General features: G+C 68.7%; 24 protein-coding genes and 1 tRNA gene. 17 read left to right on the forward strand and 8 right to left on the reverse strand.

Annotation, left to right across the window (positions count from 1 at the left end; all coding sequences use genetic code 11):
• Nucleotides 1-20: 20 nt before the first annotated feature.
• The 3 genes from ACFY9N_RS09175 to ACFY9N_RS09185 are packed head-to-tail and all read left to right on the forward strand — an operon-like array spanning nucleotide 21 to nucleotide 1668.
• A complete protein-coding gene (locus tag ACFY9N_RS09175) occupies nucleotides 21-614 on the forward strand; it encodes a molybdopterin-dependent oxidoreductase (RefSeq protein WP_391478195.1) in 594 nt (197 codons plus the stop codon).
• On the forward strand, nucleotides 611-1330 hold the full coding sequence (locus tag ACFY9N_RS09180; protein ID WP_391478197.1) for a ferredoxin reductase: 720 nt from the start codon (nucleotides 611-613) through the stop codon (nucleotides 1328-1330). The genes ACFY9N_RS09175 and ACFY9N_RS09180 overlap by 4 nt, the downstream gene beginning before the upstream one ends.
• Nucleotides 1330-1668 (forward strand): DUF6510 family protein, encoded by a 339-nt coding sequence (locus ACFY9N_RS09185; protein ID WP_391478475.1) that lies wholly within the window; start codon nucleotides 1330-1332, stop codon nucleotides 1666-1668. The genes ACFY9N_RS09180 and ACFY9N_RS09185 overlap by 1 nt, the downstream gene beginning before the upstream one ends.
• Here the strand turns inward: ACFY9N_RS09185 and ACFY9N_RS09190 are convergent.
• Nucleotides 1625-1700, reverse strand: a tRNA-Val gene (locus tag ACFY9N_RS09190). The genes ACFY9N_RS09185 and ACFY9N_RS09190 overlap by 44 nt on opposite strands.
• 152 nt (nucleotides 1701-1852) lie before the next feature.
• Here ACFY9N_RS09190 and aceE point away from each other — a divergent pair.
• The 6 genes from aceE (at nucleotide 1853) to ACFY9N_RS09220 (ending at nucleotide 9478) form a co-directional block, all read left to right on the forward strand.
• Nucleotides 1853-4579, forward strand: coding sequence for a pyruvate dehydrogenase (acetyl-transferring), homodimeric type (gene aceE / locus ACFY9N_RS09195; RefSeq protein ID WP_391478198.1), 2727 nt, complete (start codon nucleotides 1853-1855; stop codon nucleotides 4577-4579).
• A 31-nt stretch (nucleotides 4580-4610) separates the two neighbouring features.
• Complete coding sequence (locus tag ACFY9N_RS09200; protein WP_391478476.1) at nucleotides 4611-5807, forward strand: PucR family transcriptional regulator; 1197 nt, start codon at nucleotides 4611-4613, stop codon at nucleotides 5805-5807.
• Between the two features lie 100 nt (nucleotides 5808-5907).
• A complete protein-coding gene (locus ACFY9N_RS09205; protein ID WP_391478200.1) occupies nucleotides 5908-6828 on the forward strand; it encodes an ACP S-malonyltransferase in 921 nt (306 codons plus the stop codon).
• Nucleotides 6825-7826 carry a beta-ketoacyl-ACP synthase III gene (locus tag ACFY9N_RS09210; RefSeq protein WP_391478202.1) on the forward strand — a complete coding sequence of 334 codons (1002 nt, stop codon included), beginning with the start codon at nucleotides 6825-6827 and terminating at the stop codon, nucleotides 7824-7826. The genes ACFY9N_RS09205 and ACFY9N_RS09210 overlap by 4 nt, the downstream gene beginning before the upstream one ends.
• A 68-nt stretch (nucleotides 7827-7894) precedes the next feature.
• A complete protein-coding gene (locus ACFY9N_RS09215) occupies nucleotides 7895-8143 on the forward strand; it encodes an acyl carrier protein (protein WP_017202249.1) in 249 nt (82 codons plus the stop codon).
• 93 nt (nucleotides 8144-8236) lie between these two features.
• Nucleotides 8237-9478 carry a beta-ketoacyl-[acyl-carrier-protein] synthase family protein gene (locus ACFY9N_RS09220; RefSeq protein WP_391478203.1) on the forward strand — a complete coding sequence of 414 codons (1242 nt, stop codon included), beginning with the start codon at nucleotides 8237-8239 and terminating at the stop codon, nucleotides 9476-9478.
• 67 nt (nucleotides 9479-9545) lie between these two features.
• On the opposite strand, the gene ACFY9N_RS09225 is transcribed toward ACFY9N_RS09220, so the two are convergent.
• Nucleotides 9546-10205 carry a YitT family protein gene (locus ACFY9N_RS09225; protein ID WP_391478205.1) on the reverse strand — a complete coding sequence of 220 codons (660 nt, stop codon included), beginning with the start codon at nucleotides 10203-10205 and terminating at the stop codon, nucleotides 9546-9548.
• 95 nt (nucleotides 10206-10300) lie between these two features.
• On the opposite strand from ACFY9N_RS09225, the gene ACFY9N_RS09230 reads away from it, so the two are divergent.
• A complete protein-coding gene (locus ACFY9N_RS09230; RefSeq protein ID WP_391478207.1) occupies nucleotides 10301-11704 on the forward strand; it encodes a PLP-dependent aminotransferase family protein in 1404 nt (467 codons plus the stop codon).
• A gap of 151 nt (nucleotides 11705-11855) precedes the next feature.
• Here ACFY9N_RS09230 and ACFY9N_RS09235 read toward each other — a convergent pair whose 3' ends face one another.
• Nucleotides 11856-12359 (reverse strand): DUF3145 domain-containing protein, encoded by a 504-nt coding sequence (locus tag ACFY9N_RS09235; RefSeq protein ID WP_247622283.1) that lies wholly within the window; start codon nucleotides 12357-12359, stop codon nucleotides 11856-11858.
• 184 nt (nucleotides 12360-12543) lie between these two features.
• Entirely contained in the window at nucleotides 12544-13317 is a 774-nt protein-coding gene (locus tag ACFY9N_RS09240) for a hypothetical protein (RefSeq protein WP_391478208.1), read from the reverse strand.
• 175 nt (nucleotides 13318-13492) lie between these two features.
• Between ACFY9N_RS09240 and ACFY9N_RS09245 the strand changes: the two genes are divergently transcribed.
• Genes ACFY9N_RS09245 through ACFY9N_RS09255 form a run of 3 tightly spaced genes read left to right on the forward strand, consistent with a single transcriptional unit; the run spans nucleotide 13493 to nucleotide 17123 of the window.
• The gene (locus ACFY9N_RS09245) at nucleotides 13493-15490 is read left to right on the forward strand and encodes a DUF262 domain-containing protein (RefSeq protein WP_391478209.1); all 1998 of its coding nucleotides are present in this window, start codon (nucleotides 13493-13495) and stop codon (nucleotides 15488-15490) included.
• A 48-nt stretch (nucleotides 15491-15538) separates the two neighbouring features.
• Nucleotides 15539-16786, forward strand: a complete 1248-nt coding sequence (locus ACFY9N_RS09250) for an alpha/beta fold hydrolase (RefSeq protein WP_391478211.1) — start codon at nucleotides 15539-15541, stop codon at nucleotides 16784-16786.
• A gap of 55 nt (nucleotides 16787-16841) precedes the next feature.
• Nucleotides 16842-17123, forward strand: coding sequence for a hypothetical protein (locus ACFY9N_RS09255; RefSeq protein ID WP_391478213.1), 282 nt, complete (start codon nucleotides 16842-16844; stop codon nucleotides 17121-17123).
• 140 nt (nucleotides 17124-17263) lie between these two features.
• Here ACFY9N_RS09255 and ACFY9N_RS09260 read toward each other — a convergent pair whose 3' ends face one another.
• The 3 genes from ACFY9N_RS09260 to glgA all read right to left on the reverse strand — a co-directional run bounded on the left by ACFY9N_RS09260 (nucleotide 17264) and on the right by glgA (nucleotide 19601).
• Nucleotides 17264-17521 carry a type B 50S ribosomal protein L31 gene (locus ACFY9N_RS09260; protein ID WP_021200734.1) on the reverse strand — a complete coding sequence of 86 codons (258 nt, stop codon included), beginning with the start codon at nucleotides 17519-17521 and terminating at the stop codon, nucleotides 17264-17266.
• A gap of 92 nt (nucleotides 17522-17613) precedes the next feature.
• The gene (locus tag ACFY9N_RS09265; RefSeq protein WP_391478214.1) at nucleotides 17614-18399 is read right to left on the reverse strand and encodes an ABC transporter ATP-binding protein; all 786 of its coding nucleotides are present in this window, start codon (nucleotides 18397-18399) and stop codon (nucleotides 17614-17616) included.
• A 17-nt stretch (nucleotides 18400-18416) separates the two neighbouring features.
• The gene (glgA, locus tag ACFY9N_RS09270; protein ID WP_391478215.1) at nucleotides 18417-19601 is read right to left on the reverse strand and encodes a glycogen synthase; all 1185 of its coding nucleotides are present in this window, start codon (nucleotides 19599-19601) and stop codon (nucleotides 18417-18419) included.
• A gap of 46 nt (nucleotides 19602-19647) precedes the next feature.
• Here glgA and glgC point away from each other — a divergent pair, with 46 nt between their 5' ends.
• The 3 genes from glgC to ACFY9N_RS09285 all read left to right on the forward strand — a co-directional run bounded on the left by glgC (nucleotide 19648) and on the right by ACFY9N_RS09285 (nucleotide 22336).
• Nucleotides 19648-20892: a glucose-1-phosphate adenylyltransferase gene (glgC, locus tag ACFY9N_RS09275; RefSeq protein ID WP_391478217.1), complete on the forward strand. Its 1245-nt coding sequence runs from the start codon at nucleotides 19648-19650 to the stop codon at nucleotides 20890-20892.
• A gap of 47 nt (nucleotides 20893-20939) precedes the next feature.
• Nucleotides 20940-21575, forward strand: a complete 636-nt coding sequence (serB, locus tag ACFY9N_RS09280; RefSeq protein ID WP_391478218.1) for a phosphoserine phosphatase SerB — start codon at nucleotides 20940-20942, stop codon at nucleotides 21573-21575.
• A 62-nt stretch (nucleotides 21576-21637) separates the two neighbouring features.
• A complete protein-coding gene (locus ACFY9N_RS09285) occupies nucleotides 21638-22336 on the forward strand; it encodes an alpha/beta fold hydrolase (RefSeq protein WP_391478219.1) in 699 nt (232 codons plus the stop codon).
• A gap of 24 nt (nucleotides 22337-22360) precedes the next feature.
• Here the strand turns inward: ACFY9N_RS09285 and ACFY9N_RS09290 are convergent, their stop codons facing one another.
• Nucleotides 22361-23071 carry a beta-ketoacyl-ACP reductase gene (locus ACFY9N_RS09290; protein WP_391478220.1) on the reverse strand — a complete coding sequence of 237 codons (711 nt, stop codon included), beginning with the start codon at nucleotides 23069-23071 and terminating at the stop codon, nucleotides 22361-22363.
• Between the two features lie 143 nt (nucleotides 23072-23214).
• Between ACFY9N_RS09290 and ACFY9N_RS09295 the strand changes: the two genes are divergently transcribed.
• A complete protein-coding gene (locus ACFY9N_RS09295; protein ID WP_391478221.1) occupies nucleotides 23215-23727 on the forward strand; it encodes a DUF4190 domain-containing protein in 513 nt (170 codons plus the stop codon).
• Nucleotides 23728-23749: the final 22 nt, after the last annotated feature.

Here is a 23749-nt window from a genome sequence, read left to right on the forward strand (position 1 = left end):
GGAGCGAAGGGCAGGCGGACATGAGTGTGATCTCCCACGGATTCGGTGCGCGCCGACGAGAATCCGATGAGCGACTCCCTCCGGGCCAATACCTGACCGAGGACTTCCCCGTGCTCTCGGCCGGGCCGACGCCGCGAGTACCGACGGAGTCCTGGGAGTTCGTCGTGGTCGGGCGCGACGGCATCCGGCATTCCTGGTCCTGGGACGAGCTGCACGCTCTCCCGATCGAAACGATCAGCACCGACATCCACTGCGTGACGCGATGGTCCAAGCTCGGCACGCAGTGGCGCGGCGTCGCGGTCGAGCGCCTGCTCGACCAGGTGGGAGACGACGCGGCGTTCGCCGAGGTCTTCTCCTACGGCGGATACACGACCAACGTCTCCCGCACCGACCTCGCCGAAGGCCGGGCATGGATCGCGCTGGAGTTCGACGGGGAACCTCTCGCCCCCGAGCACGGCGGGCCCGCCCGCCTGCTGATCCCGCACCTCTACTTCTGGAAGTCCGCGAAGTGGGTGCACGGGCTGAACCTGCGCGACCACGACGCACCGGGGTTCTGGGAGCAGAACGGCTACAACATGCACGGCGACCCGTGGAGAGAGGAGCGGTACTGGTGAGCACGGGCTTCCTGTGGCGGGTCGCGACGGTCACGTCGGCGCGCCCGACCGGGTCCCGAGGACGCGTGCTGGAGCTCGCCGTCGAGGAATGGCCCGGCAACATCGCCGGGCAGCACGTCGACGTCCGCCTCACCGCCGAGGACGGCTATCAGGCCGTGCGTTCCTATTCGCTGGCGTCTTCCGGCACGGTACCCACGATCGAACTCGCCGTCGACGAGATCCCTGACGGTGAGGTCTCGCCCTACCTGGTCGAAGACGTGCGCCCCGGCGATCAGGTGGAGGTGCGCGGTCCGATCGGCGGCTACTTCGTGTGGACGCCCGACCGCCCCGAACCCGTGCAACTCATCGCTGGCGGGTCGGGCATCGTGCCGATGATCGCGATCGCCCGAGCACACGTCGGAAGTTCCGCACCCCTGCGGCTGCTCTATTCCGTCCGCACCCCCGCCGACGTGTTCTACGTCGAGGAGCTGAACGCGCTCGCGAATGCCGACTTCCGCATCGACTGGGCCTACACGCGCTCCGCGCCCGCCGACGATGCGCGCCCTCCCGGCCGCGTCGACGCCGCCACGATCGCCGAGGCGACGCTTCCACCGTCCGAGCATCCGACCGTGTACGTGTGCGGACCGACGGGATTCGTCGAGACCGTCGCCGATCTCCTCGTCGCGGCGGGGCATCCGCCCGACCGCATCCGCACCGAACGCTTCGGAGGCACGTGATGGACGGCAAGGACATCGCCCGCGTCAGGCGAGTGGACGGGAACGCTGCGGGCGGCCTGCTGCTCGAGATCTTCGGCCGGGACATGACCAGCGCGCGAGCGCGCTGCGCGCACTGCCGGCGCGATGCGGAGGTGGCGGATGCCGTCGCTGAACTCGACGACACCGGCATGATCCTGCTCTGCCGCGGGTGCGGTCGCACTCTGCTGACGTATCTGCGCACGGACGGGCAGGCGATGCTCACGATCGGCACCCTCACCCACCTCGAGTGGGACGAGGATAGGTCGATGGATTCTGTGGTGGGCCCTGCCGGGATCGAACCGACGACATCCACGGTGTAAACGTGGCGCTCTACCAGCTGAGCTAAAGGCCCTGGTGCGTCCAGTGTATCCGTATGCGGATGCGCACCACGGTCGTGGAAGAGGGCTAGGCTGAGGACGGCGCGCGTTGTGCACAGCCGACAAGGCTGCCCGCGTCGCTTCCCGTTTCATTGGCATGACCTGCCAGCTTGACGAAAGGCTCCCCGTGACCGTCCACGACCAGGATCCGTACTCTCAGGACTCTCTCGACAGCGACCCGGAAGAGACGGGTGAGTGGCAGCAGTCGCTCGATGAGCTCGTCGATGCCAAGGGCCACGGCCGTGGGCGCGAGATCATGCTCAGCCTGCTGAAGCGCTCCAAGGAGCTGCACCTCGGCGTTCCGATGGTTCCGACCACGGATTACATCAACACGATCGCGCCCGAGAACGAGCCTGAGTTCCCCGGCGACGAAGAGGTCGAGCGTCGCTACCGCGCGTGGATCCGCTGGAACGCCGCCATCACGGTGCACCGCGCCCAGCGCCCCGGAATCAGCGTCGGTGGCCACATCTCGACGTACGCCTCGTCTGCCGCCCTGTACGAGGTGGGCTTCAACCACTTCTTCAAGGGTGCCGACAATCCCGGCGGCGCCGACCAGATCTTCATCCAGGGCCACGCCTCCCCCGGCACCTACGCCCGCTCCTTCCTCGAAGGCCGACTGAGCGAGGACCAGCTCGACGGCTTCCGCCAGGAGAAGTCGCACGCCCCGCACGGCCTTCCCTCCTACCCGCACCCGCGCCTGATGCCGGACTACTGGCAGTTCCCGACCGTATCGATGGGCCTCGGCCCGATCAACGCGATCTACCAGGCGATGTCGAACAAGTACCTCGAGAACCGCGGCATCAAGGACACCTCGCAGTCGCACGTCTGGGCCTTCCTCGGCGACGGCGAGATGGACGAGGTCGAGAGCCGCGGCCAGCTCCAGGTCGCAGCGAACGAGGGTCTCGACAACCTGACCTTCATCGTCAACTGCAACCTGCAGCGCCTCGACGGCCCCGTCCGCGGCAACGGCAAGATCGTGCAGGAGCTCGAATCGTTCTTCCGCGGCGCCGGCTGGAACGTCATCAAGGTCGTCTGGGGCCGCGAGTGGGACGACCTGCTCGCCCGCGACACCGAGGGTGCGCTGCTCAACCTCATGAACGTCACCCCCGACGGCGACTTCCAGACCTTCAAGGCGGAGTCGGGCGGATACATCCGCGAGCACTTCTTCGGACGCGACGAGCGCGCCGCCGCCCTCGTCGAGGGCTACTCCGACGACGACATCTGGAACCTCAAGCGCGGTGGTCACGACTACCGCAAGGTCTACGCCGCGTTCAAGGCGGCCACCGAGCACAAGGGCAAGCCCACCGTCATCCTCGCGAAGACCGTCAAGGGCTACGGCCTCGGTCCGCACTTCGAGGGCCGCAACGCGACCCACCAGATGAAGAAGATGACGCTGGACAACCTCAAGACGTTCCGCGACGCCATGCACATCCCGATCACGGACGCGCAGCTCGAGGAGAACCCGTACCTGCCCCCGTACTACAACCCGGGCCCCCAGGACGAGACGATCCAGTACATGCTGGAGCGCCGCAAGAACCTCGGCGGCTTCCTGCCCGAGCGTCGCTCGACGCACGTGGGTCTCTCGCTGCCCGACGACTCCGCGTACGCCCTGCCCAAGAAGGGCTCCGGCACGCAGGAGATCGCCACGACCATGGCGTTCGTCCGTCTGCTGAAGGACCTGCTGCGCTCGAAGGACTTCGGACACCGCATCGTGCCGATCATCCCCGACGAGGCGCGCACCTTCGGTATGGACGCGTACTTCCCGACCGCGAAGATCTACAACCCGAACGGTCAGCACTACACGTCGGTCGACCGTGAGCTCCTCCTCGCCTACAAGGAGAGCCCGCAGGGCCAGATCGTCCACGTCGGCATCAACGAGGCGGGCGCTCTCGCGGCGTTCACCGCCGCCGGCACGTCGTACGCGACGCACGGCGAGCCGCTCATCCCGATCTACCTCTTCTACTCGATGTTCGGGTTCCAGCGCACGGGCGACGCGCAGTGGGCGGCGGGCGACCAGATGGCCCGCGGTTTCATCATCGGCGCCACCGCCGGCCGCACCACCCTCACGGGTGAGGGTCTGCAGCACGCCGACGGGCACTCGCACCTCCTGGCGGCGACCAACCCGGCGACGGTCTCGTACGACCCTGCCTACGGCTACGAGATCGCGCACATCATGCGCTCGGGTCTCGAGCGCATGTACGGCGGCCAGCACGAGGACCCGAACGTGATGTACTACGTCACCGTCTACAACGAGCCGCTCGTGCAGCCGGCCGAGCCGGAGAATGTGGACGTCGACGGCATCGTGCGCGGCATCCACCGCGTCTCGGTCGGCGAGGGCGAGGGTCCCCGCGCTCAGCTCTTCGCCTCCGGCGTCGGACTCCCCTGGGCCCTCGAGGCGCAGGAGCTGCTGAAGAACGACTGGGGCGTGATCGCGGACGTCTGGTCGGTCACCTCCTGGACCGAGCTGCGCCGCGACGGCCTCGCCGCCGACGAGCACAATTTCCTGCACCCGGAGGAGGAACCCCGCACGGCATACCTCACCCAGAAGCTGCAGGGCGCCGAAGGCCCCGTCATCGCGGTGAGCGACTTCATGCACGCCGTCCAGGACCAGATCCGTCCGTGGGTCCCGCAGCGTTTCGCGACGCTCGGTGCCGATGGCTTCGGTTTCTCCGACACCCGCGCCGCGGCACGTCGTTTCTTCAAGATCGACGGCCCGTCGATCGTGGTGCGCACGCTGCAGTCGCTCGCCGAGGACGGCGTCGTCGACCGCTCGCTGGCCGCGCAGGCCATCGCGAAGTACAGCCTTCACGATGTCAACGCCGGCACCAGCGGCAACGCGGGTGGCGAAAGCTGAGCCATCGGTGACAGGTTCGTCTCCCGCCGGCATGGACAAGGCCGCGACCCTCGCCTGGCTGCGCCGGATCTCCGGTGACATCGCCTCGGTGACGATCAAGCGCCTCGAAGACACGCTGCCCTGGTACGCCGACATGCCACCAGCCCGCCGCTCTGCGGTCGGGCTGGTGGCCCAGGCGGGCATCACGTCGTTCATCCAGTGGTACGACGACCCCACCTCGACGCCCTGGATCGCGGCCGATATCTTCGCCGCGGCTCCGCGCGAATTGCTGCGCAGCGTGAGCCTGCAGCAGACGCTCCAGTTGATCCGTGTGACCGTCGAGGTCACCGAGGAGCGCGTCGCCGGCAAGGGCGAGAACATCCGCGAGGCGATCCTGCTCTACTCGCGCGACGTCGCCTTCGCGGCCGCCGATGTGTACGCGCGTGCAGCGGAGGCTCGCGGACTCTGGGATGCCCGTCTCGAGGCGCTCGTCGTCGACTCGATCCTCACGGGCGAGGCCGACGAAGAGCTCCCCAGCCGGATCGCCGCGCTCGGGTGGCACGGTCACGGCGAGGTCGCGGTGCTCGTGGGCACGACTCCCCCGCAGTTCGACGTCGACCAGGTGCGGCGAACCGCCCGCAAGCTCGCGGTCGACGTGCTGATCGGCGTGCAGGGCTCCCGCCTCGTTCTCGTGCTCGGTCGCGCGCGCGACGACGACCACGAGACCGACGACGATGAGCTCTCGTTCCTCGAGATCGCTTCTCGCCTGGAGCCCTCGTTCGGCCCCGGCTACGTGGTGCTCGGCCCCGCCGTGGTCGCGCTCGTCGACGCCAGTCAGAGCGCCCGTGCGGCACTCGCCGGTTTCGCGGTCGCGCGCGCCTGGCGCAGCGCACCCCGGCCGGTCGAGGCCGATGATCTGCTCCCCGAGCGCGCTCTCGCCGGCGACCCGCTGGCGAAGCAGACGCTCATCGAACGGATCCACCGCCCCCTTCAGGCGCATTCGACCGACCTCGTCACGACGCTCTGGAGCTACCTCGACAACGGCCGCTCCCTCGAGGCGACCGCCCGTGAGCTGTTCGTGCACCCGAACACCGTGCGCTACCGCCTCAAGCGGGTCAGCGAGGTCATCGGTTGGGATGCCACCGGGCCGCGCGAGGCGTTGATCCTGCAGACGGCATTGATCCTCGGCTCGATCGGCGCCGCCGACCAGTCGCGACGCCGCCCGTCGCAGCGCCGCGTGCCGCGCTGACCCGCGATTTCCGCGACTCTGTGCGCCACACACAAGCGTTCTTCGGAATCTTGTGATGAATCATCCACCGCTTGCCTCAGATCATTGGCAGACTGGTGAGGTGATTGTCGTCGTATGCCCTGGTCAGGGCTCGCAGACCCCCGGTTTCCTCGCCCCTTGGCTCGAGCTCGACGGGGTGGCCGAGCGCCTCGCGTCGTACTCCGACGCCGCCGAGGTCGATCTCCGCCTCCACGGCACCGAATCCGATGCCGACACGATCCGTGACACGCGCATCGCGCAACCGCTGATCGTCGCGGCGTCGTTGATCGCAGCCGACGCCCTGAACGCCCGCGCCGGCCGCCGGGCCGACGGTATCGCGGGCCACTCGGTCGGTGAGATCGCCGCCCTTGTCGGCAGCGACGTGATCGATGCCGAAACGGGCATGCGCCTGGTCGGCATCCGCGGACGCGCGATGGCGGATGCCGCGGCGCAGACTCCGACGGGCATGAGCGCGGTCCTCGGCGGTGACGAGGCGGCGGTGCTCGCCCGTCTCGACGACCTCGGGCTCTCCCCCGCCAACTACAACGGCGGCGGCCAGATCGTCGTGGCCGGTGAACTCGCAGCGCTCGAGGCCCTCGCCGCCGAACCCGTCAAGGGCACGCGCGTGATCCCGCTGCAGGTCGCGGGCGCGTTCCACACCGCGTTCATGGCCCCCGCGGTCGCCGTTCTGCGCGACGCCGTCGGCGAGGTCGCTCCCGCCGATCCGACGCTCACCCTCTGGACCAACCGCGACGGATCGACCGTCACGACCGGTATGCAGGCCCTCGACTACCTGGTCGACCAGGTCTCGTCGCCCGTTCGCTGGGACCTCTGCATGGCGTCCTTCGCCGAGCAAGGCATCACCGGACTGATCGAACTCGCTCCCGCCGGTGCGCTCACCGGACTCGCCAAGCGCGGTCTGCGCGGCGTGCCGAGCGTCGCCGTGAAGACCCCCGAAGACCTCGACGCGGCCGTCGCGCTGCTGAACGGAGAAGCCGCATGAGCGCCACCCTGACGCAGGCCACGGGCCCCGCTTTCACCCGCATCTACTCGTACGGAGCCGCACGCGGCGAGAACGCCGTTCCCAATGAAGACCTGATCGGTCCGATCGACTCGAGCGACGAGTGGATCCGCCAGCGCACGGGCATCATCACCCGCGCTCGTGCCGACAAGGGCACCGATGCGATCGATCTCGCCTCGGAGGCCGCTGCCGAAGCGATCGCGAAGGCCGGGATCCCCGCCGATCAGGTCGATCTCGTCATCGTCGCGACCATCAGCAACCCGAAGCAGTCCCCGTCCGTCTCCGCGATCGTCGCCGACCGCGTCGGTGCGAACCCTGCGGCGGCCTACGACATCAACGCCGCGTGCGCGGGTTACGCCTACGCCGTCGCCCAGGCCGATGCCCTCATCAAGGCCGGCGCCGCCCGGTACGCCCTGGTGATCGGCGCCGAGAAGCTGTCCGACATCGTCGATCCCGCCGACAGAAGCATCTCGTTCCTGCTCGGCGACGGCGCCGGCGCAGCCCTCATCGGTCCGAGCGACACCCCCGGCATCGCGCCGGCGGTGTGGGGCTCGGACGGCTCGAAGGCGGATGCCGTGGGCATGAACGCCACCCTGACGGAGTTCCGTGACGGCGAGGTGCCCTGGCCGACCCTCCGTCAGGAGGGCCAGACGGTTTTCCGCTGGGCCGTGTGGGAGATGGCCAAGGTCGCGCGCGAAGCGCTCGACCGAGCCGGAGTCGAGGCATCCGACATCGCCGCGTTCATCCCCCACCAGGCGAACATGCGCATCATCGACGAGTTCGCGAAGCAGCTGAAGCTGCCCGCGACCACGGTGATCGCCCGCGACATCGAGACGACGGGCAACACGTCGGCCGCCTCGATCCCGCTGGCCAGCCACCGCCTCATGGCGGAGCACCCCGAGCTCTCGGGCGGACTCGCCCTGCAGATCGGCTTCGGCGCGGGCCTCGTGTTCGCGGCTCAGGTGGTCGTGCTCCCCTGACCGGGGCCCGATTTTCCCTAGACTGTTCCACGGTTCCGAAAACAACCCGCAAGAAAGAGGAAGACCACATGGCTTTCACCAACGATGAGGTCCTCGCCGGCCTCGCAGAGCTCATCACCGACGAGACCGGCATCAACGCCTCCGAGGTCGCTCTCGAGAAGTCGTTCACCGACGACCTCGACATCGACTCGATCTCGATGATGACGATCGTCGTCAACGCCGAGGAGAAGTTCGGCGTCACCATTCCCGACGACGAGGTCAAGAACCTGAAGACCGTCGGCGACGCCGTCAACTTCATCGTCGCAGGCCAGGAGTAAGACGCGCAGGATGCCACCCCCGCACGGTCGGGGCGTGGCATCCTCCGTCCTGCCCCACCCCGCCCTGAATCCCGTCCGACAAGGAACCACACCATGACCAAGCGCATCGTCGTCACCGGCATCGGCGCCACGTCCGCCATCGGCGGGACCGCCCCGGAGAACTGGACCAACCTCCTCGCGGGAGCCTCCGGCACCCGCGCACTCGAGCACGACTGGGTCGCTCAGTACGAGCTGCCCGTCACCTTCGCCGCCGAGGCGATCGTGCGGCCCGAGGAAGTCCTCCCCCGCCACGAGGCCAAGCGCCTCGACCCCTCTTCTCAGTTCGCCCTGATCGCCGCACGCGAGGCCTGGGCCGACGCCGGCTCCCCCGAGGTCGCTCCCGAGCGCCTCGGCATCGACTTCGCCACCGGTATCGGCGGCCTCTGGACGCTGCTCGACGCCTGGGACACGCTGCGCGAGAAGGGCCCCCGCCGCGTCATGCCGCTCACGGTCCCGATGCTCATGCCGAACGCGGCCGCCGGCAACCTGTCGCTCCAGTTCGGTGCGCGCGCCTACGCGCAGACCGTCGTCAGCGCCTGCGCCTCGAGCACCGAGTCGATCATCCACGCCTTCCACCACCTGCAGGAGGGTCTCGCCGACGTCGTGATCGCCGGTGGCACCGAGTCCGCGATCCACCCGATCACGATGGCCTCCTTCGCCTCGGCGCAGGCGCTATCCCGTCGCAACGACGACCCGGCCACGGCTTCTCGACCCGGCGCGATCGACCGTGACGGTTTCGTCATGGGCGAAGGCGCTGCCGCACTCATCCTCGAGACCGAGGACCATGCGAAGGCCCGTGGTGCGAAGATCTACGGCTACGTCCTCGGCGGCGGTGTGACGGCGGATGCCTATCACATCACCGGCAACGACCCCGAGGGCACGGGAGCGGCACGTGCCGTCACCCAGGCGCTCGAGGAGGCGGGCATCACGGCCGACCAGGTCACGCACATCAACGCGCACGCCACGTCGACCCCGGTCGGAGACCCGAACGAGTACGTCGCGCTCAAGAAGGTCTTCGGCGACCGCATCGACGAGATCCCCGTCTCGGCGACGAAGGCATCGACCGGGCACCTGCTCGGCGGCACCGGTGCTCTCGAGGCGATCTTCTCGCTTCTCGCGCTCCGCGACCGCGTCGCTCCTCCGACGATCAACATGACCGAGCCCGACCCGGCCGTGCCATTCCGCCTGTCCGGCGAGGCGCAGCCCCTCGGCGACGGCCCGCAGTACGCGATCAGCAACTCCTTCGGCTTCGGCGGCCACAACGCCGTCGCCGTGTTCGCCGCCGCCGACAACTGATCGACGCGCGAACGCACGCGAGAGCGGCCTCGGGATTCGTCCCGGGGCCGCTCTCGTTTCTGCGGTGTCAGCGCGTTCGGGCGAGATGCTGCGATCGTGCGCTGCGCATCGCCGTGATGCGCGGCAGGAACCACCCGATCAGCGGGCCGACTCCGAAAGCGAACAGCACGGTTCCGACACCGACCGGGCCGCCGAGCAGGAAACCGACCAGCAGCACGCTTCCCTCGATCAGCGTGCGCACGATCCAGACGCGCCATCCGGTCACGCGGACGAGCCCGGTCATCAGGCCGTCGCGCGGTCCGGGTCCGAAGTCCGCGGCGATGTAGAGCCCGGTCGCGAACGACAGCAGGAACAGCCCGAACACGAACATCGGTGCGCCGATCCACACCGTAGGGGGCTCGGGGAGCACCAGCAGCGTGAGATCCGCCGAGGGACCGACGAGCAGCGCGTTGAGCAGAGTCCCCGCGCCGACGCGCTGACGCAGCGGGATCCACAGCAGGAGGACGACGATCGAGACCAGGACGGTCACGGCGCCGTACCCGATACCGGACTGGCTCGCGACCCCGAGGGCGAGAACGTCCCACGGCGCCACTCCGATGCCACCGCGCACCATGAACCCCAGGGACACTCCGTAGAGGAAGAGTCCGATGAGGAGCTGCACCGAGCGCTCGACGAGGTCGCGCCGACTGGTCGCGGCGATGGGCAGGAAGATCGAACGGAGGCGCATTCCCTCATTGTGGCGCGCTCCACCCGCGCGTGGCGGAGTCCACTGGCAGACAAGTGGACTGCATATATCAGTCCACTCTGCGCCATGCTGGACAAATGGGATCCCGACTCGTGGAACAACTCGGCGCGCAGACCGTGGCGGGAGCGACCGCCGCCGCACTCGCCGGGCAGATCCGCGCGCTCATCCTCGACGGACGCCTCACCGTCGGCGAACGACTGCCGAGCGAGCGCGCCCTCGCCCTCGAGCTGCGCCGTTCGCGCTCGACCATCACCCGCGCCTACGGAGTGCTCGAGAGCGACGGGTACGTCTCGCGTTTGCACGGCGGGAGCACGCGCGTGACCCTCCCCCATGCCGCTGCGAGCATGCCGTCCGACGACGACGAGAGCGCGATCGACCTGTCGATCGCCTCGATGGATTCCACGCCCGGTCTCTACGACGCCACGGTGCGTTCCCTGCCGCGCCTCGCCGCGATGCGCGGGACCAGCGGATACTCCCTGCGTGGCCTGCCCGAGCTGCGCGAGGCCGTGGCCCAGCGGTTCACCGAGCGGGGAGCAGTGACCGCGCCCGACGAGATCATGATCACGTCCGGCGCTCTGAACGCCCTGAATCTCGTGCTCGCCACGATCGGCCGCCGCGGCGAACGCGCCCTGGTCGAGCAACCGACCTTCCCGCACGCCCTCGAGGCGATCGCCCGGCACGGCTACCGCCCGGTGCCGACGCCGGTCGACGTCGACGGATGGGACCCGCGGCACCTGAGCGAGACCCTGCTGAGCGCCCGCCCGCACGTGGCGTACCTGATCCCCGACTTCCACAATCCGACCGGCGCCACGATGCCCGACGGCGAACGCTCCCGGCTCGTCGCGACCGCGCGCAGCGCCCGCACACACCTCATCGTCGATGAGACGACCGCCGATCTCGACATCGACCGCGGATGGACTCCGACACCGATCGCGGCCTACGACCCCCGGGTCATCACGCTCGGCTCGATGTCGAAGATCGCCTGGGGCGGGATGCGCATCGGGTGGATCCGCGCGGAGCGCAGCCTGATCGACCGGCTTCTCGCCGTTCGGCCCTCGTTCGAACTCGGCACCGCGCTTCTCGAGCAGTGCATCGCCGTCGAACTGCTCTCCGACATGCCGGCGCTCACGACCCACGTGCGGGCCCGCCTGCGCGCGGGGCGGGCCGCGGTGGCGGCGGGTCTCGCGGCGATCGGGGGCATCGGGATGCCGACCACCCCGGGTGGGCTCTCCGCCTGGGTCGACCTCGAGGCGCCCCTGTCGACCGCCCTCTCCCTCGCCGCACGAGAGCGACAGGTCATCCTGCCTCCCGGACCCCGCTTCACCACCGGCGGGGTGCTCGAACGGCGGCTGCGCATCCCGATCACCCTTCCTCCCGAGCGCACGGCCGAGGCAATGTCGAGGATCGCGGATGCCTGGCACGATGTCCGCTTCGGGCACCCGGCCCGGCACGACGACCTCCGCCACGCCGCCGTCATCTGACGCGCTTCCCGACGACGAAGACCCCGCCGCTGCGGACAGGGGCGGGGTCTTCGTCTATGGAGTGGGGAACGTCTTCTCAGCGTCCGGGACGAGTCACCGGCATCCGATACTCACGCCTCCCGCACTCCAGGTCTCCTGGTCGGCCCGGTCGTCAGCCGACCTTGTGCAGCCACACGACACGGGCGTCATCGCTCGCGTGACGGAACGGCTCCAATTCGTCGTCCCACGCGGACCCGAGCGCGACGTCGAGTTCGCGCTGCAGCTCGAGTGCGCTTCCGGCCGCGATCTCCATCGCATACCGGATGCGGTCCTCGCCGATGACGATGTTGCCGGCAGCATCCGTCTGCGCATAGTGGATGCCGAGGTCGGGAGTGTGCAGCCATCGCCCACCGTCACTGCGGGGCGTCGGGTCCTCGGTCACCTCGAAACGGAGGTGCTCCCAGCCGCGGATCGCGGTCGCGAGAGCCGCTCCCGTTCCCACCGGGCCGTCCCAGTAGAACTCGGCGCGGCGCGCACCGTCGAGGACGGGCTGGTCGGCCCAGTCGAAGTTCACCGCACGCCCGATAGCGCGACCCACCGCCCATTCGAGGTGCGGGCAGAGCGCGCGAGGCGCCGAGTGGATGTACACCACTCCGCGTGCGTAAGCCGTCGCCATGATCTCTCCGTTTCATCAGGTGCGTCTTCCCCAACGACCTGACCTGAAATCGGCGACGATATGCGGTTATGCGCCCATTCTCGCCCACGATCCTGGAAATCACAAGCATGTGATTTCACGCGGAAGGGCCCCGGTCGCGACGACCGGGGCCCTTCGTGCAGACGGGTCTCCGAGGTGCGGCGGATCAGGCCTCGCTCATCGCCTGCTTGACCTGCTGCCCCTTGGCGGCGTAGTACGCAGCGCGCGCGGCATCCTTGCGGGCCTGCTCGGCGTAGCCGTGCTCGAGCACGTCCTGCGGGACCTCGACGTTGGGGACATCGTCGGTGCCGTGGTACTTCTCGATGTACGCGTCGAGCTCGGGGCCCGAGGTCCACGAGGTGATGAGGCAGTAACGCGGCTCGGTGCCGTTGTGCGTCGCGGCGTGCCAGAGGCGCTGCGTGTCGACGATGAGCTGGGCGCCGGCCGGAAGAGCGATGCGGTACTCGATGCTCGGGTCGGTGCGGTTCTCGCGCAGGACGAAGTAGCTGTCCTTGTCGTCGGTGAGGTTGAAGAACCCGCGGACCACCCAGCCCGTGCCGTCCGGGTTCAGACGGTTGTTGTCATCCTGGTGCAGGTTGTAGAGGCAGTCGCCGTACGGGGTCGGCTGCAGCTCGATGATGCGGCAACGCCCGACGTTCGCTCCCGGCTCCTGCGCACGGCGCGTGAGGTTCGGGGCCTTGGAGGTCTGCGCGTCGATCCAGACGCCGTCCTTGTCGGTGCGCGGCGGCTTGTGGTTCCAGAAGCCGTTGCACTCGATGTCGCCGAAGGCGCTGGCGAGGGGCGCGAAGCGCGTGTCGCCCGAGGACTTCCAGTCGTTGTACTCGACGTCGAGCCATTCCTTCGGGTCGAGTTCCTGGTTGTAGCTGTCGAGGACGACGAAGCCCTTCTCCTCCAGCGCTTTGGACTTGATGTATCCCATGATCGAGTCATGTTCCTTTCATCGGGGGCCAGCACGTTTTAACAGGCCCTGATAAGGCAAGCCTAACAGCGAGGCGCGCGCCCGCTTCGGAGGCGGCCGTGAATAACCGAATAGACTGAAATCGGTGCCGGGTTCGCCCCGTGCGCCGCGCACTACGGGAGGACGAGACACCAGTATGAGCACCGCCACCAACGTCGAGGCGACAGCAGTCAACACGATCGAGTGGCTCGCGGCGGGGTCGACCACCATCGTCGTCCCCGTGTATCAGCGGCAGTACCGGTGGGACATCGGCGGCTGCGAGAGGCTGCTCTCCGACGTCCGCTCCGTCGCCGACGCCGACGACTCGCACCGCCATTTCATCGGTTCGATCCTCTCGGCGCAGGACGGCGCGACCGACGACGACCTGATCCTCATCGACGGCCAGCAGCGCATCACGACGCTCACACTCCTCATCGCCGCTCTGCACCACAGCGTCCGGGACACCGACCCGCAGCTCGCCGGCGAGCTCGCGCGGGTGCTCGTGCGCGCCGATGACCCGTCGCGCACCAAGTTGCGCCCGCACGACGCCTGGGCAGGGCTCTACGAGTCCGTCGTGCTCGACCGACGCGATGACGCCGAGCGGGAGTCTCGATTCGACGACAACTACGCCTTCTTCCGCAGCCAGGTGCACGCCGACGAGGTCCCGCGCATCTGGCGCGGGCTGCGGCGCCTCGAGCACGTGTCGATCACGCTCGGCGCACAGGCGAACGCCCAGCAGATCTTCGAGAGCCTCAACTCGACGGGCGAACCGCTGCGGGACCACGAGCTCATCCACAACTACATCCTGATGGGTCTGACCCACGCCGAGCAGCTCGACGTCGAAGCACGGTTCTGGCTGCCGATCGAACGCCACACGGGAGAGACGATCGGCGCCTTCTGGCGGCACTACCTCGTGATGACGACCGGTCGCGAACTCGCGGCGAACGGCGAGCACGGCGTCTACAGCGCCTTCCGGCACTCGTTCCCCCGGGTGGACGCCGAACGGCTGCAGGCGGATGCCGAGGTCTGGCGCCACTACGCCGAGATCTACGGCATCCTTCTCGATCCCTCCCTCGACAGCGACGACGAAATCGCCCGGCAACTGCGCTACGTCAACACCTTCGGCCGTGCCGCGTACCCGCTCGTGCTCAGCGCGTACAGCGACCATGCCCGCGGGATCATCTCCCGCGACGAGCTGATCGAGACCCTCGAGTGGATCCAGGCGCTCTATCTGCGCCGCACGCTGGTGAACCTGCCAAACGAGCGTCTCGTGGCCCGGCTCTGCCGCGCCCGCGCGCAGGGTCGCGAGGCACTGGCCCGCGCATTCGCGCGGATCACTCCCTCCGACGAGCGTGTCAGCGCGGTGCTGAAGTACAGCGAACTCCCTTACTCCGCCTATGTCCTGGGGCGCCTCGAAGGGGTCGACGACCCGCTCGCGTTCGATGTCGAGCACATCGTTCCGACCGTGCCGGGCGATTCCTGGTCGGGTGACGGAGTGCGCCCGTGGAGCGAGTACAGCGAAGACGAACAGAACAGCCACCGCGCGCTCGCCCCCACGCTGGGCAACCTCACGCTGCTCGAACAGCACCTCACGGAGAGCGTCTTCGGGGCGTCGTTCCCCGCCAAGCGCCCGGCCTACGCGCGGAGCACCGTCACCGCGACCCGCGAACTCGACGGGATCGATCGGTGGGACACCGCGGCGATCACCGCTCGTACCGTGCGGCTCACCACCGAGCTGCTCCGGATCTGGGCGCGACCGGCTCTCCCCGAGATCGACGACGACGGGCTGACCCCGATCCTCGACGCCGTCCGCCGTCGCGGCTGGCCGGCCGGCTGGGAGCGCGAGTTCGACTACGTCGAGTACCGCGGCGAGCGGTGGGAGGTCTACGACGTCAAGCACCTCTTCAACCGCGTGCTGCGTCGCGCCTGGACCGACACCCGCGCGGCCGCTCTGGCGTACTCGGCGGCGCACGGTGGCCCGATCTACGACGGCATGGCCTGGAAGGGCCAGTGGGACGAACTCACCGAGGGGCACCACCTCTACATGGGCTGGGACTCGAACTACATGATGAGCGCCGTGCAGGGCGTGCTCGAGGAATCGGGGATCGCCGCCGAGGTGTTCGTCAAGTACTCCTACATCGGCAACGTGATGTAACTCCGGAGGCACCGTCGACCCCCACCGTCGATCGATAGGATCGAAGACGTGACTACCGTCGTGCGCCGCCTGCTGGATCTGACCGTCGAAGAGCACACGCTCACCGTCCCCCTCGTCTGGGGTGATCCCGCCGACACCCGCACGATCGACGTGTTCGCCGCCGTCGTCTCCCGCCCTGGCGGCGAGACGCTCCCCTATCTTGTGTTCCTCCAGGGCGGCCCGGGCAGCGAGGCGCCGCGTCCGTTCCACGCCGCCACCGCGCCGGCGTGGCTCGATGAAGCACTCGCGCACTATCAGGTCGTCTTGCTCGATCAGCGCGGCACCGGGCGCTCGACGCCCGTCTCCGACGCAGACCTCGAGCTCGGATCCTCCGTCGTCGCCGAGCACCTCACGCATCTGCGGGCCGACGCGATCGTGCGCGACTGCGAGGCCATGCGCCAGCATCTCGGCGCCGAGCAGTGGAGTGTGCTCGGCCAGTCGTTCGGCGGGTTCACGACCCTCGCCTACCTCTCCACCGATGCCGAGTCCCTGACCGATGTGTTCATCACGGGAGGGCTGAGCGCGATCGGACGCCACCCCGACGACATCTACGCGCTCTGCTACGACAAGATGCGGGATGCCTCAGAGCGCTACTACCGGCGCTTCCCCGAGCACCGCGACGCGATGCGCCGCCTGGTCGATCGTGCGGCGGCCGGCGACATCGTGCTCCCCGACGGCGAGGTCGTCTCGGTCTCACGGTTGCGCTCCTTCGGCTCGGCCCTCGGGACGGATGCCGGATGGCAGACGGTGTGGTCGCTCCTCGAACTCGACCCGACGACCAACGCCTTCCGCTACGACCTCATGAATGCGATGCCGTACGGCGGGCGCAACCCGCTCTACTTCGCCTTCCACGAGTCCAGCTACGCCGACGGTCACGCCACGCGGTGGTCGGCCGAGCGCACGGAGCCCGCGGACTTCCGCGACGACTCGACGCTGTTCACCGGCGAGCACATCCGCCGCGAGTGGACCGAGACGGTGCCGGCCTTCCAGCCCTGGCGGGATGTCGCGCTGGAGCTCGCCGAGTTCGCCTGGCCCTCGGTGTACGACGCCTCGGCGATCGCGGCATCCGAGGCGACCGGCGCCGCCGCCGTCTACGTCAACGACGTGTACGTGCCCTACGAGTTCTCACTCGAGACCGCGAAGCTGCTTCCCGGTGTGCACCTGTGGCAGACGAGTGAGCACGAGCACAACGGACTGCGGTCGGGTCCGGTCCTGAGCCGCCTCATCGACCTCGCGCACGGTCGACGCATCCGCTGAGGATATCCGTCGATCGACGGATGCCGTCGCGCGATGCGCCACCTACGCTGGACGCATGGACGAGGTGCTCGGAGTGATCCTGCTGGTCGGCGCGCTCGTGCTCGCAGGCACGATCGTGATCGTCCTCATCGCGTTCGGCTTCTCACGGGCGTCGATCGACAGCAAGTACGAGAGCGCCGGGGGCGGCCTCGGCGGAGCCTTCGATGCGATCTGGTCGCCCACGGCACACAAGGCCGGAATGGAGCGCGATCGCCAGACGCAGCGAACCGCTCCCGCCCCGGCTCCCGGCGATCCGCCCGACGCGCTCGGCGACGGACGCATCCGTATCGACATCTGAGTATCCAGGAATCCTCTTCCCCTAGCCGCTGAGCCTGCGTTCCTGGACCCCTGAGCCTGTCGAAGGGTCGTAGGGACGCACCGCGGATACGACGAAGGCCCCGCCCTCCGAGGAGAGCGGGGCCTTCGCGGCGGGGGTCCTTACTTGGACGAGCCGCCGAAGCCCTTGAAGCGCTGGTTGAACTTCTCGACGCGGCCGGCCGAGTCCATGATGCGCTGCTTGCCCGTGTAGAACGGGTGCGAAGCCGAGGAGATCTCGACGTCGATGACGGGGTACTCCACGCCGTCCAGCTCGATGGTCTTGTCGCTCGAGACGGTGGAGCGGGTGAGGAAGGTCTCGCCCGAACCGAGGTCGCGGAACACGACTGCCTTGTACTCGGGGTGGATGTCAGTCTTCATGGGATTCCTTAGTTGCTGCCCTGGATTGTGCCAGGGACGAGGGAAGTCTGCGGTGCAGAGTGCACCAAGGGTCGATCTTATCAGATGACGCGTCAGGATGCCGCGCGGGCCGCGTAGCGTCCGTCCTCACTGCTGAGCGCGATCGGCATGCCGAACGCCTCGGTGAGCGCCTCGGCCGTGAGTGTCTCGCGGATCGGGCCCGCCGAGACCACCCGTCCCTCACGCAGCAGCATGACGTGGGTGAAGCCCACGGGGATCTCCTCGACGTGATGCGTCACCATCAGCATCGCCGGAGTCGTCGGCGACGAGGCGTATCCGCTGAGCAGCGCGAGGAGCTCTTCGCGCGAGCCCAGGTCGAGCGAGGCGGTCGGCTCGTCGAGCAGCAGCAGCTCGGGGTCGGTCATCACTGCACGGGCGATCTGCACGCGCTTCTGCTCGCCGTCACTGAGAGTGCCGAAGGTGCGGTCGGCGAGGTGGTCGAGCTTCCACTCTCCCAGCACGCGGAGCGCGCGGCGCTCGTCGATGTCCTCGTAGTCCTCATTCCAGCGCCCGAGCACCGAGTAGGCGGCGGTGAGAACGGTGTTGAGCACCGTCTCGTCACGCGGGACCCGCTTCGCCATCGCCGACGATGCGAAGCCGATCCGGGGACGCACCTCGAACACGTCGGTGCGACCGAGGGTCTCCCCCAGCACCGTCACGGTTCCCGATGTCGGGTGCATCAGCGTGTCGGCGAGCTGCAGGAGCGTGGTCTTGCCCGCGCCGTTGGGCCCGAGCACCACCCAGCGCTGGTCGTCCGCGACCTGCCAGGTCACGTGGTCGATGATGTTTCGCCCGTCGCGGCGCACGACGACATCGGTGAAATCCAGAGCGATCGGCATGCGTCCAGCCTATCGGCTCAAGCGGTCAGCTCCGCGTAGAGCGCGCGCGTCGCGTCGGCGATCGACGACCAGCTGAACTCGCGCGTGGCGCGCTCGCGTCCGGCGTCTCCGTAGGCCCGCGCCCGGGCCGGATCCATCGCGACCTCCGTGAGCACGGCGGCGAGATCGGCGACGTACCTCTCGGGATCGACCGGAGTGCCGGTACCGTCCTGCACCTGCTCGATCGGCACGAGGCGTCCCGTCACTCGGTCGGCCACCACTTCGGGGATCCCCCCGGTCGCGGTCCCGACCACGGCCGCGCCGCACGCCATGGCCTCGAGGTTCACGATCCCCAGCGGCTCGTACACCGACGGGCAGACGAAGGTCGTCGCGGCGGTGAGGATCGCCGACAGCTCGTCGCGCGGCAGCATCCGCTCGATCCAGATCACGCCGTCGCGGGTCTGCTGGAGCAGCCGGACGCCCTCCTGCACCTCCGCCATGATCTCGGGGGTGTCCGGTGCACCGGCGCAGAGGATCACCTGCACCTCTGGCGGGAGAAGACGCGCGGCCTGGAGCAGGTACGGGAGTCCCTTCTGGCGCGTGATGCGCCCGACGAAGACCACCGACGGGCGGTCGGGGTCCATGCCGATCGATGCGAGGAACTCCGGGTTCTGCACGGGGCGCCAGCGTTCGACGTCGATCCCGTTGTGGATCACCCGCACCTTCGCGGGGTCGACCTGGGGGTAGCTGCGCAGGATGTCCGCCCGCATGCCCGCGCTGACCGCGATCACGGCGGCCGCGTTCTCGTAGGCGAGCTTCTCGATCCCGCTCGACACGGCGTATCCGCCGCCGAGCTGCTCGGCCTTCCAAGGGCGCAGCGGCTCGAGGCTGTGGGCGGTGAGCACGTGCGGGATGCCGTGCAGCTGAGAGGCGAGATGGCCCGCGAAGTTCGCGTACCAGGTGTGACTGTGCACGATGTCGGCGCGCTCGATGGCGGCGACGATCTCGAGGTCGGTGCCGAGGGTCTGCAGCGCGGGGTTCGCGGACGCGAGTTCGGAAGGCGTGGAGTAGGCGGCGGTGCCCCGTTCGTCCCTCGGCGATCCGAAGGCTCGGACGCTCACCTCGATGCTCTCGCGGAGCGCCGCCACGAGCTCGGCGACGTGCACCCCGGCACCGCCGTAGATCTCCGGCGGATACTCCTTGGTGATCATTTCGACTCGCATGTCTGAACGCTAGTACAGCGGGCAGGATCGCATCTATGGTGGAGCCATGTCCGCACCAAAGAAGATCTTCGGCATCATCCTCGCCGGCGGCGAGGGCAAGCGACTCATGCCGCTCACGGCGGATCGAGCGAAACCCGCGGTGCCCTTCGGCGGACAGTACCGATTGATCGACTTCGCGATCTCGAACCTCATCAACTCCGGCCTGCGGCAGGTCGTCGTGCTGACGCAGTACAAGTCGCACAGCCTCGACCGCCACATCTCGCAGACGTGGCGCATGTCGGCACTGCTCGACTCCTACGTGACCTCGGTCCCGGCGCAGCAGCGCCTGGGCAAGCGCTGGTTCTCGGGCTCGGCCGACGCGATCCTGCAGAGCATGAACCTGCTCAACGACGAGAAGCCCGACATCGTCGTGGTGATCGGCGCGGACCACGTCTACCGCATGGACTTCCGGCAGATGATCGACGCCCACATCGCATCGGGCGCGAAGGCCACCGTCGCCGGCATCCGTCAGCCCCTCGCCCTCGCGTCGCAGTTCGGCGTCATCGACACCGATCCCGAGGACCAGGGCCGCATCCGCGCCTTCCTCGAGAAGCCCACCGATGCCACCGGTCTGCCGGACGCTCCGCACGAGGTGCTCGCTTCGATGGGCAACTACGTCTTCGACGCCGATGCGCTGATCGCAGCCGTGGAGACGGATGGCGAGTCCCCCACCTCCGGGCACGACATGGGCGGCGACATCATCCCCTATTTCGTCGGACGCGGCGAAGCGGGCGTGTACGACATGAAGCGCAACGAGGTGCCAGGCTCCTCGCCGCGCGACCGCTCGTACTGGCGCGACGTGGGAACGATCGAGTCGTTCTTCGACGCCCACATGGACCTGATCTCGACGCTGCCCGTTTTCAACCTGTACAACACCGACTGGCCGATCCACTCGCAGACCGTGAACTCCCCGCCCGCGAAGTTCGTGCGCGACTCGGTCGGCCGCATCGGCAACGCGATCGACTCGATCGTGTCGCTGGGGTCGGTGCTGTCGGGCACCCATCTGGAACGCAGCGTCGTCGGCCCGTGGACTCTCGCCGGCGGTGGATCGACGATCACCGACTCCGTCGTCTTCGACCACGTGAACGTCGGCGCCGGTTCTCGCGTCCATCGCGCGATCCTCGATAAGAACGTGGTGCTGGCCGACGGCGCGACCGTCGGTGTCGATCGGGAGCGCGATCTCGCGCGCGGCTTCACCGTCACCGAGACGGGCATCACCGTCGTCGGAAAGGGCCTCTACATCGAGCGCTGAGCGTCATCCGTCCGGCACGCTCCGCCGTGCTCGGTAGGCTCGACGTCGTGACCTCTGCGCGCCTCCTCGTCGTCCTCGATGCCGATTCCACCCTCATCCGGAACGAGGTGATCGAGTTGCTCGCCGACGAGGCGGGGCGACGCGACGAGGTGCAGGCCGCGACCGAGGCCGCGATGCGCGGTGAGGTGGATTTCTCCGAGAGTCTACGCACGCGCGTCGCGGCGCTCCGCGGGGTGTCGGTCGACGCCTTCCCCCGCGTCCTCGCGCGTATCGAGCCGACACCGGGTGTCCGCGAGCTGACCGCCGCGGTGCACGCACGCGGCGGAGTGGTGGGCGTCGTGTCCGGCGGATTCCACGAGATCCTCGACGACGTGGCCCCTGGGCTCGGCGTCGACCGCTGGCGGGCGAATCGACTCCGGGTGGTCGACGGTCGGTTGACGGGTGAGGTCGACGGCGCGATCGTGGATGCCGCCGCCAAGGCCGAGTCGCTTCGCGAATGGGCCGCAGAGCTGGGTGTGGCCCCGCACGCGACCATCGCGATCGGCGACGGTGCGAACGACCTGAAGATGATGGCGGCCGCCGGACTCGGACTCGCCTTCAACGCCAAGCCCGCGGTGCGCGCCGCGGCGAGCCTGGTGGTCGGACCGCAGGATCTGTCCGAGGTCATCGCGCTCCTCCCCTGATCGGCCCCGGCGCATTCCGCGACCCCCTCGCGGATGTCGGACGCCGGCGCTAACGTCAGCCCATGGACATCATCCTCATCCCGGGCCTGTGGCTCGATGCCGAGAGCTGGAACGACGTGACCCCCGTGCTGACGCGCGCGGGCCATCGGGTGCACCCGCTGACCCTGCCGGGCGTCGGTGCACCGGCGACCGAGTCCGCCGACATCGGCATCGCCGTCTGGGTCGACGCCGTGACGCAGAAGGTCGACGAGATCCCCGGGGAACGAGTGGTCGTCGTCGGGCACAGCGGCGGCGGCAACGTGGCCTGGGGCGCGGCGAACGCGCGCGCCGAGCGCCTCGACCGCGTGATCCTGGTCGACACCGTCCCGCCCCCGCCCGGTCACGGCATCAGCGAGTTCGAGGTCGCCGACGGCGTCGTCCCCTTCCCGGGCTGGGACTTCTTCCCGGATGAGGACGTCTTCGATCTCGATGCCGACACCCGCGCCCGCACGGCCCCGACGACACGGAGCGTCCCGGCTCGCGTGCCGACCGACGCGATCGTTCTCGACGGCGACGCACGCTACGGCGTCCCGGTGACGATGCTGATGGGCGGTCTCGACAAGGAGTCGCTCGAATCGGAGATCACCGACTGGGGCCCCTACGGCGACGAGTACCGGGCGATCTCCGACGTCGAGGTGGTGAAGATCGGCTCCGGCCACTGGCCGCAGTTCTCGGTACCTCGGCGCCTGGGTGAGCTGATCCTCGCCGCCGTCGACCGCTGAGCGGCGATCGACGAGGCGGTGCTGTCAGTGCCCCATCCCGAGGCCACCGTCGACGGGGATGACGGCGCCGGAGATGTAGGCCGCGTCATCGCCGGCGAGCCAGGTGACGACGCCCGCGACCTCGTCGGGGCTCGCGAATCGTCCAGCGGGGATGTTGGCCTTGTACTGCTTCTGGGTGTCTTCCGGCAGTTCGGCGGTCATGTCGGTCTCGATGAATCCGGGCGCGACGACGTTCGCCGTGATCCCGCGACCACCGAGTTCGCGCGTGAGCGAACGGGCGAACCCGACGAGAGCGCTCTTCGATGCCGAGTAGTTGATCTGGCCGGCCGAGCCGTACAGCCCGACCACGCTCGAGATCAGGATGACGCGGCCGAACCGGGCACGCAGCATCCCCTTCGACGCCCGCTTGACCACGCGGAAGGTGCCGCCGAGGTTCGTGGCGATGACGCTGTCGAAGTCGTCCTCGCTCATCCGCAGCAGCAGTGTGTCCTTGGTGATGCCCGCGTTCGCCACGACGATCTCGATCGGACCGAGCTTCTCCTCGACCTCGGTGAACGCGGCGTCGATCGCGGCAGCATCCGTCACATCGGCACGCACCGTGAGCGTGCCCTCGGGCCCCTCGCCGCTGCGGGCGGTGACGGCCACTCGGTAGCCCTCGCGCACGAATCGTTCGGCGATCGATCGGCCGATGCCCCGGTTGCCTCCGGTGACGAGGACGACGCGCTGCTCACTCATGTTCATTCACTCCTGCTGTTCACGACGATCCGGCGACCGAACCGACACCGATCCTATCGAGGATGCCTCCCGGCCATCGGGTGCGGGACGTTTGACACCCACCCGGCGGGCTGGGAGCCTGATCTCGACGAAAGGGTCTCCGCGTGAGCGACAACACCACTCCCCCTCCCTTCGGCGGCACACCGTACAGCCCGCCGCCGGCCGCCCCCGTGCAGCCCACCCAGGCGTATCCCGGTGCCGCCCCCAGTTACGGTGCCGCGTCACCCACGGGGTACGGCCAGCCCCAGCCGCCCGCTCAGCCCGGCTACGGCGCCGCGCACCAGCCCTACGGCTACGCGCAGAATCCCTATCCGATCTACCCGGCGCCGCGACCGACGAGCGGGCTCGCGATCACGTCGCTGGTGTGCGGCATCGTGAGCCTCCTCTTCGGCCTGCTCGTCCTCCCGGCGCTCGCGTCGATCGCTGCAGTGATCACCGGCCACGCAGCACTGAAGAAGACGAAGAACGATCCGACCGTCGGCGGCCGGGGCATGGCGTTCGCAGGGCTCATCATGGGGTACGTCGTCCTCGCGGTCGGCGTGATCACGGTCGGAGTCACGATCATCTCCTTCCTCATGGTCGGAGCCTTCACGCTCCCCTTCCTCTACAACAGCTGACGCGCGCGAACGCACTCCGGCC

This window comes from Microbacterium sp. NPDC008134 (assembly GCF_042957055.1).
In the GTDB taxonomy this organism is placed as follows: domain Bacteria; phylum Actinomycetota; class Actinomycetes; order Actinomycetales; family Microbacteriaceae; genus Microbacterium.